The organism is Klebsiella sp. 141203, assembly GCF_032601985.1.
GTDB classification, from domain to species: Bacteria; Pseudomonadota; Gammaproteobacteria; order Enterobacterales; family Enterobacteriaceae; genus Klebsiella; species Klebsiella aerogenes.
The window spans coordinates 1,061,374-1,078,086 of sequence record NZ_JAQIRL010000001.1; the positions used below are offsets into that span (position 1 = coordinate 1,061,374).

Annotated in this window: 16 protein-coding genes and 2 tRNA genes; 7 read left to right on the plus strand and 11 right to left on the minus strand. The window is 49.4% G+C overall.

Features of this window, described 5'->3' with window-relative positions:
* Positions 1-42 precede the first annotated feature (42 nt).
* Positions 43-675, plus strand: coding sequence for a transcriptional regulator RcsA (gene rcsA, locus PGR29_RS05195; RefSeq protein WP_087860515.1), 633 nt, complete (start codon positions 43-45; stop codon positions 673-675).
* Between the two features lie 42 nt (positions 676-717).
* On the opposite strand, the gene dsrB is transcribed toward rcsA, so the two are convergent.
* Positions 718-906 carry a protein DsrB gene (gene dsrB / locus PGR29_RS05200; RefSeq protein WP_015365898.1) on the minus strand — a complete coding sequence of 63 codons (189 nt, stop codon included), beginning with the start codon at positions 904-906 and terminating at the stop codon, positions 718-720.
* A gap of 134 nt (positions 907-1,040) precedes the next feature.
* On the opposite strand from dsrB, the gene yodD reads away from it, so the two are divergent.
* Positions 1,041-1,268 carry a YodD family peroxide/acid resistance protein gene (gene yodD, locus PGR29_RS05205; protein ID WP_087860514.1) on the plus strand — a complete coding sequence of 76 codons (228 nt, stop codon included), beginning with the start codon at positions 1,041-1,043 and terminating at the stop codon, positions 1,266-1,268.
* A gap of 326 nt (positions 1,269-1,594) precedes the next feature.
* Here the strand turns inward: yodD and dgcQ are convergent, their stop codons facing one another.
* From dgcQ to PGR29_RS05220, 3 genes are all read right to left on the minus strand, one after another.
* Positions 1,595-3,262, minus strand: coding sequence for a cellulose biosynthesis regulator diguanylate cyclase DgcQ (gene dgcQ, locus PGR29_RS05210; RefSeq protein ID WP_213316859.1), 1,668 nt, complete (start codon positions 3,260-3,262; stop codon positions 1,595-1,597).
* Positions 3,263-3,361: 99 nt separating this feature from the next.
* Positions 3,362-3,541, minus strand: a complete 180-nt coding sequence (locus PGR29_RS05215; protein WP_316424177.1) for a YodC family protein — start codon at positions 3,539-3,541, stop codon at positions 3,362-3,364.
* A gap of 76 nt (positions 3,542-3,617) precedes the next feature.
* Complete coding sequence (locus PGR29_RS05220; protein WP_316424178.1) at positions 3,618-4,529, minus strand: DUF808 family protein; 912 nt, start codon at positions 4,527-4,529, stop codon at positions 3,618-3,620.
* A 183-nt stretch (positions 4,530-4,712) separates the two neighbouring features.
* Between PGR29_RS05220 and yedA the strand changes: the two genes are divergently transcribed.
* On the plus strand, positions 4,713-5,624 hold the full coding sequence (gene yedA / locus PGR29_RS05225; RefSeq protein ID WP_271031482.1) for a drug/metabolite exporter YedA: 912 nt from the start codon (positions 4,713-4,715) through the stop codon (positions 5,622-5,624).
* Here yedA and PGR29_RS05230 read toward each other — a convergent pair.
* The 4 genes from PGR29_RS05230 to drpB are packed head-to-tail and all read right to left on the minus strand — an operon-like array spanning position 5,599 to position 8,566.
* Positions 5,599-6,084 carry a very short patch repair endonuclease gene (locus PGR29_RS05230; RefSeq protein WP_271031481.1) on the minus strand — a complete coding sequence of 162 codons (486 nt, stop codon included), beginning with the start codon at positions 6,082-6,084 and terminating at the stop codon, positions 5,599-5,601. The two genes, yedA and PGR29_RS05230, sit on opposite strands and share 26 nt — an antisense overlap.
* A complete protein-coding gene (locus PGR29_RS05235) occupies positions 6,065-7,489 on the minus strand; it encodes a DNA cytosine methyltransferase (protein ID WP_087860509.1) in 1,425 nt (474 codons plus the stop codon). Before PGR29_RS05235 ends, PGR29_RS05230 begins: the two co-directional genes overlap by 20 nt.
* Positions 7,490-7,546: 57 nt before the next feature.
* On the minus strand, positions 7,547-8,242 hold the full coding sequence (locus PGR29_RS05240; RefSeq protein WP_271031480.1) for a phosphohydrolase: 696 nt from the start codon (positions 8,240-8,242) through the stop codon (positions 7,547-7,549).
* 42 nt (positions 8,243-8,284) lie between these two features.
* On the minus strand, positions 8,285-8,566 hold the full coding sequence (drpB, locus tag PGR29_RS05245) for a cell division protein DrpB (protein ID WP_213316858.1): 282 nt from the start codon (positions 8,564-8,566) through the stop codon (positions 8,285-8,287).
* Between the two features lie 550 nt (positions 8,567-9,116).
* Between drpB and ompC the strand changes: the two genes are divergently transcribed.
* The gene (gene ompC / locus PGR29_RS05250; RefSeq protein ID WP_213794517.1) at positions 9,117-10,259 is read left to right on the plus strand and encodes a porin OmpC; all 1,143 of its coding nucleotides are present in this window, start codon (positions 9,117-9,119) and stop codon (positions 10,257-10,259) included.
* A gap of 912 nt (positions 10,260-11,171) precedes the next feature.
* Positions 11,172-12,920 carry a glycosyltransferase gene (locus tag PGR29_RS05255; RefSeq protein WP_087860505.1) on the plus strand — a complete coding sequence of 583 codons (1,749 nt, stop codon included), beginning with the start codon at positions 11,172-11,174 and terminating at the stop codon, positions 12,918-12,920.
* A 586-nt stretch (positions 12,921-13,506) separates the two neighbouring features.
* On the opposite strand, the gene PGR29_RS05260 is transcribed toward PGR29_RS05255, so the two are convergent.
* Positions 13,507-13,596, minus strand: a tRNA-Ser gene (locus PGR29_RS05260).
* 90 nt (positions 13,597-13,686) lie between these two features.
* Between PGR29_RS05260 and mtfA the strand changes: the two genes are divergently transcribed.
* Positions 13,687-14,487: a DgsA anti-repressor MtfA gene (gene mtfA, locus PGR29_RS05265; protein ID WP_316424179.1), complete on the plus strand. Its 801-nt coding sequence runs from the start codon at positions 13,687-13,689 to the stop codon at positions 14,485-14,487.
* Positions 14,488-14,587: 100 nt separating this feature from the next.
* Positions 14,588-14,663, plus strand: a tRNA-Asn gene (locus PGR29_RS05270).
* Between the two features lie 53 nt (positions 14,664-14,716).
* Here the strand turns inward: PGR29_RS05270 and ldtA are convergent.
* Both ldtA and cbl read right to left on the minus strand, forming a co-directional pair.
* Positions 14,717-15,658: a L,D-transpeptidase gene (gene ldtA / locus PGR29_RS05275; protein WP_316424180.1), complete on the minus strand. Its 942-nt coding sequence runs from the start codon at positions 15,656-15,658 to the stop codon at positions 14,717-14,719.
* A gap of 76 nt (positions 15,659-15,734) precedes the next feature.
* The gene (gene cbl / locus PGR29_RS05280; protein WP_213316920.1) at positions 15,735-16,685 is read right to left on the minus strand and encodes an HTH-type transcriptional regulator Cbl; all 951 of its coding nucleotides are present in this window, start codon (positions 16,683-16,685) and stop codon (positions 15,735-15,737) included.
* Positions 16,686-16,713: the final 28 nt, after the last annotated feature.

Below are 16,713 nucleotides of genomic sequence, written 5' to 3' on the forward strand. Positions count from 1 at the left end.
GCGCCAGATGAATTATCGTTACGTGTTGATTGAGGATGGGTCATGTCAACGATTATCATGGATTTGTGCAGCTATACCCGGCTAGGTTTAACCGGATATCTGGCAAGCCGGGGAATAAAGAAGCGCGATATCATTGAGGTGCGTAGCGCACTTAGTTTGAAGGAGCGCTGCGAATCACTGCGTCCGGCGGTTGTGTTTCTCAACGAGGACTGTTTTATACATCACGATGAGAGCAATCAACTTATCCGCGACATCATTACCACCAACCCTGATACCTTATTTGTTATTTTTATGTCTTTGGCAAACATCCATTTTGACCACTACTTACTTGTGCGCAAGAATCTACTTATCAGTTCAAAATCGCTAACACCGAAAGACCTTGATAACATTCTGGGTAATTGTCTGCAAACCGATACCGCCAATCATCTAAACCAGTTACGCACCCGCATTCCTACTTTATCGCTCAGTCAGGCAGAATCGAATATGCTGCAGATGTGGATGGCCGGACACGCGACCTCACATATTTCAAGACAGATGAATATCAAAGCAAAAACCGTGTCGTCACATAAAGGTAATATTAAGAAAAAAATCCAGACGCATAATAAACAGGTGATTTACCATATTGTTCGGTTGGCTGAAAACATTACTTCCGGGATTTACGTCAATATGCGCTGATAGCAAACTGGCGGCGATACCCGCCAGTTTCTGCCTGTGGACCTACTCAGCTTTCTCAACAAAAATGCCGTCCGGGTGCCCCACTTCGTTGAAAAACCAGATCCCAAGCGGATAGTCTTCCAGCGCAACAAGATACATGGTTCCTTCACTAAACGACTCAATTGCCAGTACTACCCCCGAACGACGTGGGCCACCGTCGGTCTTTACCGTGACACGATCGTTTACCTGCATAACTCGCCTCCTCTCGTTTTGAGCCAGTGTAGAACAAAACCCGTCATCACGCAGCGTTCAGCCAGCGTGACTGCCGTTTTTATAGACCGTCTATACTTAAAGAGGCCCTATCAGAGCCGAGCGAGGTAGTGATGATGAAATCCGCTAAAGACCGCGGTGTGACGAATACAGACGGGATTGACATTAATGTCGATGCCCTACTGGCGGCGATCAATGAGATAAGCGAAAGCGAAGTGCATCGTAGCGAAGATGATCCGCACCATGTCAGTATCGATGGTCGTAACGAACACACCTGGCGCGAGCTGGCTGAAGCTTTTGAGCTTGATATTCATGACTTTAGCGTTACTGAAGCCAATCGCTAAGCATAGGTGAAAAAAATCCCGACTCGCAGGAGTCGGGATCAAACTTGCTAATGCAAGAAGCACTTGAAAATTCGTTACACCGGGAAATCCGATGCATGGAAGACATTATCCTCAATTATTTTGCATGACAAGAAGTATTGATGATGAGAATTATTGAGAAATGCGGCTTATATGTACAACCAATTTAATAACCCAGGCGTGACAAGGCCTGCCCCTTATCGTTCTGTTACGAACGGTGCGGCGAAGCGGTGTATTTTTTAAGAATTTTCCTATACCGAAGAACATCAACGCCGCAGATAAGGTGAGCGTTCTCACCTTACCAAAGTCTATCCGGCCGAACATACCCGGTTGCGTCCATTCTGCTTTGCCAGATACAAACGATGATCGGCAATCGACTGCAGCTCCTCAAAGTTAAACTCATCTGATGTCTCACTACTACTGACCCCCAATGAGGCGCTGATCCGTAAACTAACGCTGTTGTGCAGCAATATCTCCCGGCTATGGATACGCAGACGAATACGCTCAGCAATCGCGCGCGCTTGCGACAGTTGCGTATTGGGTAAAACGATACAGAACTCTTCCCCGCCAACGCGTCCGGCAATATCCTCCTCGCGAATCTGCCCCATAATGGTGCTTCCCACCAGGGTCAGAACACGGTCCCCGGCCTGGTGTCCGTGTTTATCATTAATACCTTTAAAATAATCCAGATCCAGCTGAATGACGGATATGGGTTGATTATTCCGCCAGCAGCTTCGTGCCGCCGCAATCGCTCGCTCAAACAGGGCACCGCGATTTAACAGCCGTGTTAATGCATCATGCCAGGCCTGCCATTCAAGCGACGCCTGCAACACGCTCATATTGATGACCATGCGGCGGATAACCAGCCAGGACACGATCAGCATGAGGGTAAACATTAACCACATCAGGGTCAGGGCGATGGAAATGGTCCCGAAATCACCACGCACCCCCTCCTTCAGGGTATGAATATGCAAAAGTACGCCGTCAAAGTTACGGATCTTTTCCCAACTGATATAGCGAGTTAACTGGCGTATGCCGCCATGGTTATCATTGGCCAACGCATAGCGAAGTTTTTCTTGTTCCGTGGGCGAGAGCGGCGTCAGCACATCATCCGGCGCCGAAGAGGCCAGCAAATTGAGCTGCTTGTCATACAGCTGATACTCGCCCATTTGCCCTCCTTTTACCGCACTGACGAGAAAATTCTGCAGGTCGCGGATGGAAAAATCCATCGCCAGCACGCCCAGCCAGTAGTGCTCATAGTCCAGGGGAATCGAGGCCGTAACCACCTGCGGTTGCGTATATCCGTCTTCCTGTTGAGTGGTTTGCCAAAGGATCCCTCGCCCCGGATTATCACGCTGGGTTTGCCGCATAAACCATGCTGAACCCGTATCTCGCGAAAACTGCGCCAGCACCTGGCTGGAGCTGCGCGGAGCATCGGTGGTGGTGTAGAAACCGCTACGAGAAACGTAGGACATGCGCTCGCTGAAGATTCGGTTATTGTTGGTCAAACGCAGAAGATAGCCAAGCTCAAGGGTAGCCATCAATTCATTGCTGGCCTGCGGATTGTTACGCGATAACAGATCATCAGCGTCGACAAAAGAATCGGAGACTCCGTATACCGTCAGAGTACGCCGGTTGTTTAGCTCGACTGACCAGATGGGATCGTGCCGTTTACTGATGTACTCCTGCTCGGCCCGGCGCAGGATGGCGAAATCCAGCGGATTCTCCAGCGCCGATTGCATACTGTTGCGAAAAAAGAGCAGCCGGTTGAGATTAAATTGCAACAGCCCATCCATTTCATGGGCCACATTCTCAAGATTATTACGTTGGTTGGCGACGTACGCTTCTTCCAGTACCCGGATCTCTCGCCAGATGAGTAACGTTGAAAAGAACAGCACCACGATGAAACAGATATTGACCACACGCCCCGGATTGAAGAGGCGACGGAACTTTTTTAGCCACAGCGGCTTATCCATTATTCACTCGCAGTACGGTCAAAGAAACCAACAACATCAACGCTCCTTGTCCGAACGTAATCAATATTAAAAGCGCCCGCACCAGCGGGCGCTGCACATCTAATTATGCGGCGAACGTTGCCCTTCGCCGCGGACCAACTCATCTTCACGGAAGGCTTCACGCTGTACGACGTGACCGTCATACCACCGGCACTCGACCATGTCGCCGGCAATGCCGGTGACGACCATTCGCGGCCCGCCGCTTTTCCGTCTGACTTCATCACTGACCAACAAGACCATTTTTGCCTCCGGTATCAGGAAGAAACAGTTTCACCTTAGACGACGCCGGCCCATCTTGCGTAACCGGCGCAGGGATTTATTTCACGTTACCGCGTAATGCGGCTATAGCTTTAACAACGCCAAAAACGATAGCGCCAATAATAAATCCTAGCACCAGATTAGCGACCACAGGCAATGTGGATGCCAACATTCCACTCAGTCCATGGGCAAGATTTTCGATGAAATGATGCAGCGGCGCTACGCCGTGAACCACAATACCGCCGCCAACCAAAAACATCGCCAGGGTACCGACGAAAGTCAGAATTTTCATCAACCGCGGCGCGATGGCCAGGAGAGCTTTTCCTACCCCCTGCGCCAGTACGCTTTTTTTCTCTACCAGCCAATAGCCCATGTCATCCAGCTTGACAATGACGCCCACCAGACCGTAAACCCCAACGGTCACAAGAATGGCGATACCGGATAAAATCAGGATCTGATTAAGCAAGGGCGCATCAGCTACAATACCCAAGGTTATCGCGACGATTTCAGCTGATAAGATAAAATCGGTACGGATCGCCCCTTTTACTTTATCGCGTTCAAAGGCCAGCGGGTCCTGGGCGGCGAGCGTTTCCAGGCGCTGCTGGCGCAGTTTCGGGTCTTCCTTATTCTTGCGCGCATGCAGGTTATGCAGCACTTTTTCAAAGCCTTCAAAGCAGAGAAAAGCGCCGCCCAGCATCAATAGCGGCGTAATGGCCCAGGGAATAAATGCGCTGATAAGTAACGCCAGCGGCACCAGAATCACTTTATTCAGAAACGAGCCTTTTGCTACCCCCCACACCACCGGGAGCTCGCGGTTAGCCCTTACGCCAGTAACCTGCTGCGCGTTGAGAGAAAGATCATCGCCCAGTACGCCCGCCGTTTTCTTAGCCGCTAGTTTTCCCATGACGGAGATATCATCCAGCAGCGTGGCAATATCGTCCAATAAGGTTAAAAGACTACTTCCCGCCAAAATGTGCTTCCTTCAATTTCTGTTTATGAAACATAGAGTATGAGGCAAAAGCGCCCTCTCGCCCAGAGATGTCATTAGTCAACAAAAATATAACAAAAAAATCACATTGAAAGCGCTCGCCAGCACGTTAGTTTTCACGTTAACTATATGTTCCCTTTCTATCTCTTTTCGTCGCGAGGAAGTATGTCTACCCGTCAGCTGTTCCCCCTTATCGGCGCGCTGTTTGCGCTGTATATCATTTGGGGGTCAACCTATTTTGCTATCGCTATTGGCGTCGCCAGCTGGCCGCCGTTGATGATGGCCGGGATCCGCTTTCTCTCTGCCGGCGGCGTGTTGCTTATCTATTTACTGGCCACCGGTCATAAACTCCCGGCCCGACGACCGCTACTTAATGCGGCGCTGATAGGCATCCTGTTGCTTGCCGTCGGCAATGGCTTCGTTACTCTTGCAGAACATCAGCATGTACCATCAGGTATCGCCGCGGTGATGGTCGCCACCGTCCCGCTATTTACGCTCTGCTTCAGCCGTTTTTTTGGCATTGTCACGCGCAAGCTGGAATGGTTCGGTATCGCGATTGGCCTGGCGGGAATTGTGATGCTCAATAGCGGCGGCAATCTCAGCGGCAACCCCTGGGGAGCATTGCTGATTCTGATTGGTTCCCTGAGCTGGGCGTTTGGCTCGGTTTACGGCTCGCGTATTGAATTACCAACCGGGATGATGGCTGGCGCGATTGAAATGCTGGCGGCAGGGATTGTGCTTTCCGCGGCATCATGGTTCTCAGGGGAGAAGCTCACTCAAATGCCGTCCTGGTCCGGTATTTTGGCCGTTGCTTATCTGGCCATTTTTGGCTCGCTTATCGCCATTAACGCCTATATGTATCTGATACGTAACGTGACGCCGGCGGTTGCTACCAGCTATGCCTATGTCAACCCGGTGGTCGCCGTGCTACTGGGGACCGGGTTTGGCGGTGAAAGTCTCTCCATGATCGAGTGGCTGGCGCTGGTGGTGATTATTTTCGCCGTCGTATTAGTGACGCTAGGTAAATATCTCTTCCCTGCCCGCTCAACCGTTACTCCTTGTCAATCGGATCGATAAAACCGATGCCCTGAGTGTCGATCTGCGCGCAATTTCCACCGCCGCAGATCCACTCCTCCAGACGATCGCGTAAGGCCTCATCGCTTAATTTCTGCTGCCCGCGGAGCGCGCACTCCCAGACAATAAGCACCCGCCAGCCTTGTTCTATCAACATCGCCAGGTCACGGCGATCGCGCCGCACGTTAGCGCCAATCTTTTTCAGCCAGAAATCGGTACGGGTCGCCGGTACTTTGAACAGATAACAGTGATGATGGTGCCAAAAGCAGCCATGGGTAAAGATAACGCAGCGGTAGTCAGGCAGCAGAAAATCAGGCCGCCCGGGTAGCGATGCTTCCTGAACGCGAAAAGTGAATCCAGCCTGCGTTAGCAGCGCCGCCAACAGCTTCTCAATTGCCGTATCGCGGGTTGCGATAGCGCGCATATTTTTACTACGAGTGGCCTTATCGTGAACGTCCGCCATCGCTATCTCCGGCAACGCGCAGTTTTACCGCTTCGGCAATCCGCGGCGCCAGCAGTTTTGCTACCGCGGCAAACACCGGGACTACCACCGAATTACCGAATTGGCGATAGGCCTGAGTATCGGAAACAGGAATACGAAAACGGTGTTCTCCCGGTGCTTCGAAGCCCATCAATCTCGCGCACTCGCGCGGTGTTAAACGCCGCGGGCGGCGTAGTTGATTTTGTGGATCGTCAAAATGCTTTTCGCCCAATGGTTTATCCCAACCGCGATCGACCAGGATCTCAGCGCCATCTTTGTAGTAGCGCGCAGATAGCGTTCGCGCGACGCTGCCTGGATTGGTCGGGTCGACCAGACCGTAACCGAAACCGTTGCCACGCGCCTGATGTTTACGCGCGTAACGATAGAGATACTTCCACAGAACCGGCGTCAGAATGAATTTAGCATCGACGGTGGGATCCAATAACTCGCCGAAGGTTGGCCGCTGCGGCGGATACAAACTGGTGATATCGCGCAGCGTAAATCCTTCATGCAATTGTAAATCGCGACGAAAACCCACCAGCACAATACGCTCACGGTGCTGGGGTAAGAAATGACGCCCATCGATAACCTTGGGGTCATCGGCGCCTACATGATTGGCATCCGCCACCTCATAACCAAGCTCATCCAGCGTCTGCATGATAATGCGAAAGGTTCTGCCTTTATCGTGGCTCTTCAGATTCTTGACGTTTTCCAGCACGAAGATCGGCGGACGACGGGCGGCAATAATTCTGACAACATCAAAAAAAAGTGTTCCCTGAGTTTCACAGGCAAAACCATGGGCGCGCCCCATGGCATTCTTCTTTGATACCCCGGCCAGGGAAAAGGGCTGGCAGGGGAAGCCCGCGAGCAGTACATCATGTTGCGGGATCGCCTCGCGGATAGACTTCGCCGCCTCTTCATCACTGATATCGGTGCGCTGGCTGAGGGTAATTTCTCGGATATCGGCGTTAAAGCTGTGCTGCAGCGGATCGCAATACCAGTTAGCTTTATAGGTACGTACAGCGTGTTTATTCCACTCGCTGGTAAATACGCACTGCCCGCCAATAGCTTCAAAGCCGTGGCGAATACCGCCAATGCCGGCGAAGAGATCGATAAAACGAAACGTATAGTCTGGATGATGGCGCGGCGGAGACGGTAACAGGCTCGCCAGAAAAGCGCACTCCGCGTTCGTTAACCTGCTTGCCGCATGACTCACCGTCGCCACCCGTTTGAGTATCGCCGGGCTCCAGTGCTGATCGCCAACCGCTAGCAGCTGCGCGACCAGGGTTTTGACATCATAGATCGTCATCAGCTGGCGCAATAACGCCTGCGCGTGTTCCCCTGACGGCTCAGACAGGAGATTTTCTTTGGATAATTTTTGCGGCATAACCTCAACCAGCACGGACAATTTTTGCAGAGAGTACCACAAATAGTCGCAACGGATTTAAACCGCAGGCGCAAAGCGGCGCAAAACCGCTTCATCCAACGACAACGGGTCGCCACGCAGTTCGGCGCCCAGCTTCGCCATAAATTGCACCAGAAATTGGGCATTATGCACCGCCAGCGCTCTCCCCTGCTCCGTTTGCATGGTCTCGGGCAGGCGTAACAATTTGCACTGAAAATGGTCGAGGGCAAATTTCTTGTCATCTAGATCGCGCTGGTCAGCAAAGGGATCGTCAGCATCAAACAAGATAGTGTTTAGCGCGCCGGAAACGGCAAAAACACGAGCCAGACCAATCGCCCCCAGCGCTTCCAGTCGGTCCGCATCCTGGACAATTTTCGCCTCTACACTTTGCGGTAATATAGCCGCACTAAAGCTATGCGCTTCAATAGCATGCATAACTGCAGGATAACGGTCGGCGGGAAAGTCGGGGAAAGCGCTTTGCAGGATAGACCTCGTTTTCTCTGCCGCCATCCGCGAAGACTTATGACGCTGAGGATGGTTTTTAGCCAGGCTGACAATATCGTGAAAGTAGCAGGCCGTCAGGATAACCAACTCGTCAGCGCCGCTATCGCCGACCAGCTGCTGCGCGGTACTCCAGACGCGGCGAAAGTGCGAAATGTCATGAGCCGCATCCTCCTGCGCATGATGCGTATTTAACCAGTTTTCAAATCGTTGTTGCCATTCAGCTAATAACATGAGCGTTTCCTGATGCCTGGACTAGCCTCGAGCATAGCAACTTTAATCGCGCTGTTCATGTACCTGAATAGGGGGACGCGTGTACCAGGCTATCGCCCCAAGGATTGCCCCCACTCCTCCCAGCACCAAAAAACCCAGCAGCGCGCCAATCCATTTGCCCGCCGTTGACCCCAATTCGCCATCAATGCTGACGCCGGGGACGCTTTGAATGCGACCCACTATCCACCAGTACCGTACCATCGCCCACACAAAATAACCGCAAAAGGCGTAAAAAGCCCATAACGCCAGCTTTCCACCGGGGCCCCGTTTCGCTTTAGCGTCCATTAAATCCTTCTCCCTATATCAACCACAGCGCATCATCGCCAACCACACATCTGTGACACACATCACATTATACAATTATCGTGCTTATCTGGAAGCATGAGTATGGTGCCGGGCGTGTTTTGCCATCCACGAATGTTGGTTAGGGTCAGCACCTTTATATACTACGGATATCGCCATGCTTTTAAATAAGACGATTTGATGAAATCCAACGATATTCATTATCAAACAAAATTATTTAATAATATAACTTATCACATTATAAGCGATGATATTGTAATGTCATTTATAGCATAGATATCATTATCACCGGAAATTAAAAACCGACTGACATTAAAAAACAAAATAAAACATCAATAATCCACGAGAATATATATTACCCAAAGAATAGAAAATACATATATTGAATATAAAATAAATATTTTGAAATATTTTAATATACTTTTATTACATTTTTTATTTAATTAAAAATGAACTTAAGCGGCTAGTATCAATTCGTCATTCCACAGGGAATTAGACAATTCATATTAATTATGATTAAAGGGAATACATAATGAAAAGAAAAGTATTGGCTATTATGCTGCCAGCGTTATTAGCAGCAGGCGCGGCGCACTCTGCGGAAATTTATAACAAAAACGGCAACAAGCTTGACCTCTACGGAAAAGTTGACGGTCTGCACTATTTCTCCGACGACGCTTCTGAAGATGGCGACCAAACCTACGCGCGTTTAGGCGTGAAAGGCGAAACGCAGATCAACGATCAGCTGACCGGCTACGGCCAGTGGGAATACAACATTCAGGCTAACACCACTGAAGGTGAAGGCGCTAACTCCTGGACCCGTCTGGGCTTCGCGGGTCTGAAATTTGCTGACTACGGTTCTCTGGACTACGGCCGTAACTACGGCGTTATCTATGATGTCGAAGCGTGGACCGACGTACTGCCGGAATTCGGCGGCGACAGCTACACCCAAACTGACGTCTTCATGCTTGGCCGTACCAACGGCGTGGCGACCTATCGTAACAGCGATTTCTTCGGCCTGGTTGATGGTCTGAGCTTTGCCCTGCAGTATCAGGGTAATAACGAAAACGCTGGCTCCGGCGAAGGCACCAATAACGGCGGTGGTCGTAAACTGGCGCGTGAAAATGGCGACGGTTTCGGTATCTCCTCTTCCTACGATCTCGGCATGGGCATCAGCTTCGGCGCGGCATATGCTTCTTCAGACCGTACCAACAATCAGGTGGCCGCAGCGGCCAACAGCGCTTACGCCGGCGGCGATAAAGCCGATGCCTGGACCGTGGGCGCGAAATACGATGCTAACAACATCTACCTGGCCGCAATGTACGCGGAAACCCGCAACATGACTTCCTTCGGTAAATCCACCAGCTATCTTGGCGGCGGTATTGCCAACAAGACTCAGAACTTCGAAGTTGTTGCCCAGTATCAGTTCGACGATTTCGATTTACCGCTGCGTCCATCTGTCGCTTATCTGCAGTCTAAAGGTAAAGACCTGTACAACAGCGGCGACAAAGACCTGGTTAAATACGTTGATGTGGGTATGACTTACTACTTCAACAAAAACATGTCTACCTACGTTGATTACAAAATCAACCTGCTGGACGAAGACGACTACTTCTACCGCGCCAACGGCATTGCGACAGATGACGTAGTCGCGCTGGGCCTGGTCTACCAGTTCTAACATCCCCTCATTATCAAAGCCTGCCACGTGCAGGCTTTTTTCGTTTTAACGATCGGCTTTTCGCGGCGTCGGCATATATCAATCCACTGAAGTAATTCAAACTTTTGTCATGGGAATGGCTCAATAATACTCTGGCACAGAAGGCAGGATATTTGCCCTACGGTTGCCGGGTGACCCTCTCTCTTACACTCCCTACATCTCCCCCCACTCCAGTACCAGAACGGAATACCCTTACAAAAACGATCGTTTTAACCGATCGATTTAACAAAATCGATCTGTCATAACAATTATCCACATGAAAAATACGCCTTTAAAATATCCCCTTCACAGGGAAGGACATTTTGTGACTCTTAAACAGGTAATAACCGAGCTAGCTTATAGCGTGAGGAGCTTTGTCGTGTCGCTTCACAACACGTAAAAACCCTTATGAGAGCATGACTACAGCAGGTTTAGCTGTCTGAAATGCATTGATTGAAAAAACAACAAATTGGTATAGTTACACAGTGAAATTATTTAAATGTAAATACTGCATGCGCTGCGGTAAGAAGCTTAGGTTTTTCGAAAGGTTAATGGCTGAGAAGGATCGTCTCTGTGATGATTGTTGTTCTAAAGTTAGCAAATACATGTATGACAAGAGACATTAAATTTCAGCCGCGATGCAGGAAAACGTCTCAAACTAACATGGATAAGGGCTATGCCATGTAAAATCCCATGGCAAGCGAAGAAAGTTATGGGATTCGTTTTCTCTTAAAATTGCGATAACACTAGCGACTAATACGGATGGTCAATAATATTGTTCAGGTATGCCATTTGGTTGCGATAGCCACGGGCAGCATCGCCAATAATAATCTCGGTTAGTTGTCAACCATCCTATTAAATTTCACCAGGCATTACATAATAAAAAGAGGAATAATGGAAACAGCAAAATGCTTACAGCGGTTGGTTATGCCAAACGCCAGGTTTGGTGCATCTGAAAGCATGTACATCAGAGGGAGCCTTTTTTCATTTTCGGAAAATATTATTACCGTATTTCCCGGAGGGAAAATTTCTTTTGATACCTATTACAATGGTTTTTCCACTATTCTCTGGAAAGAAAAATGCGGAATACACGATCTTGCATTCAATGCATCAGGCACTGGCTTAGCAAAAATCAGCGCCTTGCTTATTACAGAAGAAATGTCAAGATATGAACTGGCATCAGCAACCGTGTCGCTGAATAGCCTGTCTCAAGAAATATTCACTCTGGATTTGGCTGACACTCTCAATCGCGGCATTATATATATAGAAATAACTCCGATAAATGGGATTGTCTCCCTTAATAGCGGCGAATGGTTTACCAATCAATCTCCCCGCAGAAAAGTAAAGCTCGGAATATCAATAACACATTTTGACAGAAAAAAATATGTCATCCCCTCAATGATGAGAATAAAGCGAGAAATACTAGAAAATGATGACTATCGCGGACTCATTGACTTTACCGTTATTGATAACTCAAAGAATATAACGGCTCGCGAGGCTAATGGGATTAGGGTTATTCCCAATAAGAATACTGGTGGTGCGGGTGGATTTATGAGAGGTCTACTTCATTACATTGATGAAGGTGATTTCACCCACACATTATTCATGGATGATGATGCAAGTTGCGAAGCCGAATGCATCAAAAAGACATACTCTGTACTGAGTTATGCATTAAACGACAACGCTGCGGTTTCTGGTTCATTATTTACCGGTGTGCGCCCCGATGCTTTAGTTGAAAAAGGTGCATTTTTTGATAGGGTATGTCATCCAATTTACTCAGGGTGGCGGTTAAATGATGTGGAATCCTTGGTAAAAACAGAAACCCTCATGCAATTTCCTAACTATGGCGCGTGGTGGTTCTTTGCATTCCCGATAAATCACGTCAAGAGTTTTGCATTTCCTTTTTTTGTTCGCGGTGATGATATCTTATTCGGCATGATGAACGACTTTGATATATTAACAACAAATGGCATTGCTTGTTATGCGGAGGAAGATTTCTCTTCTAAGACCTCACCGTTGACGGCCTACCTTGATACGCGCAATCATCTTGTAAATATGTTATTTTTTGGCCGACCAGTTAAAGACATAATTGGCACATATATTTCCTTTCATCTGAAAAGCCTGCTTGCTCATCAATATGGTAGTGCAGCCGCCATCAATTTAGCTTTCAAACATGTCTATGGCGATCCCGACTTTTGGAAAAATAATGCAGACATGAAGGATGTTCGTGAAGCATTAAATGCTATAACTTTTAATGAAAAAATGAAACCGATATCTCCTCCAGATAACAGCGTAGAGTTTAAGTGTAATTTCGAAACAAAATCACGGCGACTTTTCAGAATTATTACGTTAAATGGATTTCTGGCGCCTTCAAAAAACAAAATCATTTATCAGGAAAAGACATCAGGCGTGTCACTGAGACAGATTTTCAGGTACAAAAAGGTTTTTTATTACGACCGCGGCAATAAAACAGGCTATATTGCTGAGGCATCAAAAAAACAGCAGGCATCAGGTTTTATTGAGATATTGTTTAATACCTTAAAGATAATCCTTGCATCGAGAACACAGAGAAAAAAATACTCAGAAGTGACTAACAAGCTCACAACAGAAGAATTCTGGAGGAGTATACTCATTCGCCAATAAATTTTCTTACTGGCTATCGATACATCAGGTAATTTTGTAGTTGCAGGGATTGAAGCTTCGATAACCTGCAACTTTTTATGTTAATCCATTCATTCCGTCACACTGACTTATCAAGATCGTCTATTTACGACAGTAAATTCCGTGAATAACTTTTTGCAGAACTATTATCACCGCACCACTCCAGATGGAACTTTGCTACTGTAAACTGCCTCTCAAGGCGATTCGGGACGAGATGTGTTCATCATCACCACCTCTATACCGGTAGGTGGGCTACTGACCACACTCTTTCATGTGCCTGCCGGCAAACCTGCTCCCCATACTGAAGCCTCTTAGGATTGCCGTGAAAAGGATCACGGAGGTGCTATTGAATGGTTAGGGCGTAAACTCAAAATAATCTTGAAAGCGAAAGGCATTTCATAACAGGAAAGTTCGAGCAAAGATAGGCAACGTTCCGCCCACACCCGGTGTAGCAATTATCGAGGATTCAGAAGATGATTATTGATAAAAATATAGCAACGGAATATACCAACAGTATACCAAGTGTGATGGATGTCGTTGAAGGGAATTGGCGTAAGTGATTGAATAGTGGCGGAGAGAGGGGGATTTGAACCCCCGGTAGAGTTGCCCCTACTCCGGTTTTCGAGACCGGTCCGTTCAGCCGCTCCGGCATCTCTCCGCTGTTGAGGTTGCTATAATGCCAGGTTCTTTGGCATTTTAATAGCTCCAGTCCCTTAAATTGAGTTCAAGTGACGACTTTGCGAGCGATATGATGTTTAAATGGCCGTGGAAAGCAGAAGAACAGACAGGTAATGGCGAAATCCCGTGGCAACAAGCGGTTGCCATTCCGGTTTTAGCAAACCTCACTCAACAGGAACAGCAGCAGCTGTGCCAAATGGCAGCTCGTTTTTTACAGCAAAAACGTCTGGTGCCGTTACAGGGATTTGAGTTAACCCCACTACACAGCGCGCGTATCGCACTACTCTTTTGCCTGCCGGTACTTGAACTCGGCCTTGAATGGTTAGATGGCTTCCATGAAGTCTTGATCTACCCTGCCCCCTTTGTCGTTGATGACGAATGGGAAGATGACATCGGCCTGGTGCATAATCAACGCGTTGTGCAATCCGGGCAAAGCTGGCAGCAGGGTCCCATTATCCTTAACTGGTTAGATATTCAGGACTCTTTCGATGCCTCCGGTTTTAACCTGATCGTGCATGAGGTCGCGCACAAGCTGGATTCGCGCAACGGCGATCGCGCCAGCGGGGTTCCTTTCATTCCCTTGCGTGAAGTCGCTGGTTGGGAGCACGACCTACATGCGGCGATGAACAACATTCAGGATGAGATCGATTTGGTCGGCGAAAGCGCCGCCAGCATTGATGCCTATGCGGCAACCGACCCGGCAGAGTGCTTTGCGGTGCTATCTGAATATTTCTTTAGCGCCCCAGAGCTATTCGCCCCCCGTTTCCCGGCGCTATGGCAGCGGTTCTGCCAGTTCTATCGTCAGGATCCGCTACAACGTTTACGGCAAAACGATCTGCTGGATAAAGACGACGTGCGGGTTGTTCATTAAAAACACGCTTTGAACTAAATTTCGCCAATTGAATCAGCTGGTTAAATTTAGTGTTGACACCAAAATGCGAGGCCAGTAGTATGCGCCTCGTTCACACGATTCCTCTGTAGTTCAGTCGGTAGAACGGCGGACTGTTAATCCGTATGTCACTGGTTCGAGTCCAGTCAGAGGAGCCAAATTTAAAAAGCCTGCTTTTAAGCAGGCTTTTTGCTTTTTAGCCTTCATGCCGTTAAAAACTGGCTTCCACCGCTGAGCTACTAATATTCACCGGCATCCCGGAACGTCTCTGTAACGCTGAATCCGCGCGCCCGACGTTCACGCCAGCTCCCTGCACAAACTCGCGTATTGCCGGGGTATACGGCAGCGGCACTTTGCGGTCTGACTCAAATTCCGAACGATTACGCGACAACGGTTCATGCACTTCCAGCCAGCGGCTGCCGTCCGGCTCGGTGGTGTACTTCACCGGCTGATCGATAATCTGTACTCGCGTGCCGACCGGTACATTATCGAACAAGTATTTAATGTCATCGTTGCGCAGGCGAATACAGCCCTGGCTCACCCGCAGGCCAATGCCAAAATTGGCATTAGTTCCATGAATGGCATACAGCCTGCCGATGTAGATAGCATACAGCCCCATTGGATTATCTGGCCCGGCGGGTACCATCGCCGGCAGGGTTTTACCTTCTTTAGCGTACTCACGACGGGTATTCGCCGTCGGTACCCAGGTAGGCCCTTCCTGCTTACGTTCCACGGCCGTTACCCAGTTACGCGGCGTCTCGCGCCCCGCCTGGCCAATACCGATCGGTAGCACCTCGACGGTAGTGCCCTCAGGCGGATAATAATAAAGCCGCATCTCGGCGACGTTTATCACGATACCGCTACGCACGGTAGCAGGCAGGATCAATTGCTGCGGAATAATCAACGAAGTTCCGGATTTGGGTAAATAGACATCGACGCCGGGGTTAGCCTCCAGCATGTTGCTCAGCCCCTGCCCGTACTGCGCGGCAAAGGTTTCCAACGGCTGGGTATTACGCTCAGGCACGCTGATTTTAATCGGACTGCCAACCAGACGACTCCCTTCCGGCGGCAACGGATAACTTACCGCCAATGCGCTGTAGCTGGCCAACATCATCACCAGAGAGCAAAGCAACTTCATACGCCGCACCATCATTTTCCCTTCCTCAGTCGCGACTCACGTGAATGAATTATAGCTGCTTTGACGCCTCCCGCTTGCCTGCTGCCCGCACTCAGATTTGATAATCGATAGCCACTTCCTCCGGCTCCATCGCCTGGCGCTTAATCTCATCCAATGACAACCCGGCATTGCACAGTTCAATGAAACGCCAGACGTAGTTACGCTGTAACTGACCGCGTTTTAACCCCAACCAAACGGTATTGGCATCAAAAAGATGGCGTGTTTCCAGCCGGGTAAAAGTATCCGCTTCGCGAGCATCGCCGGATTGCTCCGCCACCAGCCCCACCCCTAACCCCAGCTCCACGTATGTTTTAATGACATCGGAATCCTGGGCGCTGAGAACGATATCCGGCATCAGTCCTTTACGGGTGAAGGCTTCATCAATACGCGAACGCCCGGTAATGCCCTGGCGGTAGGTAATTAACGGCCAGCGCGCAATCGCCTCGAGAGTCAGCGGCGTAACCTCAATCAGCGGATGATCTTTCGGTACTAATAAACTGTGGTGCCAGCGGAACCAGGGGAATGCCACCAGCGTCGGGTCGTTACTTAAGCGCTCGCTGGCGATACCAATATCCGCCCCGCCGTTGTGCAGCAGCGCTTCGATCTCCTGCGGCGTCCCCTGCACTAACTCCAGCCGCACATCGGGGAACAGTTCGCGAAAACCTTTAATCACCGGTGGCAGGCTATAACGTGCCTGAGTATGCGTGGTGGCAATGGTTAATACGCCTGAAGCGTCGTTGGTAAAAAGATCGGCAAGCCGGCGAACATTGCTGGCTTCGTTGAGGATCCTTTCGGCAATAGAGAGCAGAGCTTTACCGGGCTCGGTCATCCCCAGCAAGCGTTTACCGCGGCGGATAAAGATTTCTATCCCCAGCTCTTCTTCCAGCTCACGAATATGGCGGCTGACGCCAGATTGCGAGGTGTACAGCATGTTAGCGACTTCCGTCAGGTTGTAATCCCGACGGGCCGCCTCGCGAATAATTTTAAGTTGCTGGAAATTCACCTTTTCCCCCAGGTCTTCAGACATAACA

Excerpts from the sequence above, each read along its gene's own strand:
- rcsA (WP_087860515.1), top strand. The coding sequence starts at position 43 with ATGTCAACGATTATCATGGATTTGTGCAGCTATACCCGGCTAGGTTTA.
- dsrB (WP_015365898.1), bottom strand. The coding sequence starts at position 906 with ATGCAGGTAAACGATCGTGTCACGGTAAAGACCGACGGTGGCCCACGT.
- yodD (WP_087860514.1), top strand. The coding sequence starts at position 1,041 with ATGAAATCCGCTAAAGACCGCGGTGTGACGAATACAGACGGGATTGAC.
- dgcQ (WP_213316859.1), bottom strand. The coding sequence starts at position 3,262 with ATGGATAAGCCGCTGTGGCTAAAAAAGTTCCGTCGCCTCTTCAATCCG.
- PGR29_RS05215 (WP_316424177.1), bottom strand. The coding sequence starts at position 3,541 with ATGGTCTTGTTGGTCAGTGATGAAGTCAGACGGAAAAGCGGCGGGCCG.
- yedA (WP_271031482.1), top strand. The coding sequence starts at position 4,713 with ATGTCTACCCGTCAGCTGTTCCCCCTTATCGGCGCGCTGTTTGCGCTG.
- PGR29_RS05230 (WP_271031481.1), bottom strand. The coding sequence starts at position 6,084 with ATGGCGGACGTTCACGATAAGGCCACTCGTAGTAAAAATATGCGCGCT.
- PGR29_RS05235 (WP_087860509.1), bottom strand. The coding sequence starts at position 7,489 with ATGCCGCAAAAATTATCCAAAGAAAATCTCCTGTCTGAGCCGTCAGGG.
- PGR29_RS05240 (WP_271031480.1), bottom strand. The coding sequence starts at position 8,242 with ATGTTATTAGCTGAATGGCAACAACGATTTGAAAACTGGTTAAATACG.
- drpB (WP_213316858.1), bottom strand. The coding sequence starts at position 8,566 with ATGGACGCTAAAGCGAAACGGGGCCCCGGTGGAAAGCTGGCGTTATGG.
- ompC (WP_213794517.1), top strand. The coding sequence starts at position 9,117 with ATGAAAAGAAAAGTATTGGCTATTATGCTGCCAGCGTTATTAGCAGCA.
- PGR29_RS05255 (WP_087860505.1), top strand. The coding sequence starts at position 11,172 with ATGGAAACAGCAAAATGCTTACAGCGGTTGGTTATGCCAAACGCCAGG.
- mtfA (WP_316424179.1), top strand. The coding sequence starts at position 13,687 with ATGATGTTTAAATGGCCGTGGAAAGCAGAAGAACAGACAGGTAATGGC.
- ldtA (WP_316424180.1), bottom strand. The coding sequence starts at position 15,658 with ATGATGGTGCGGCGTATGAAGTTGCTTTGCTCTCTGGTGATGATGTTG.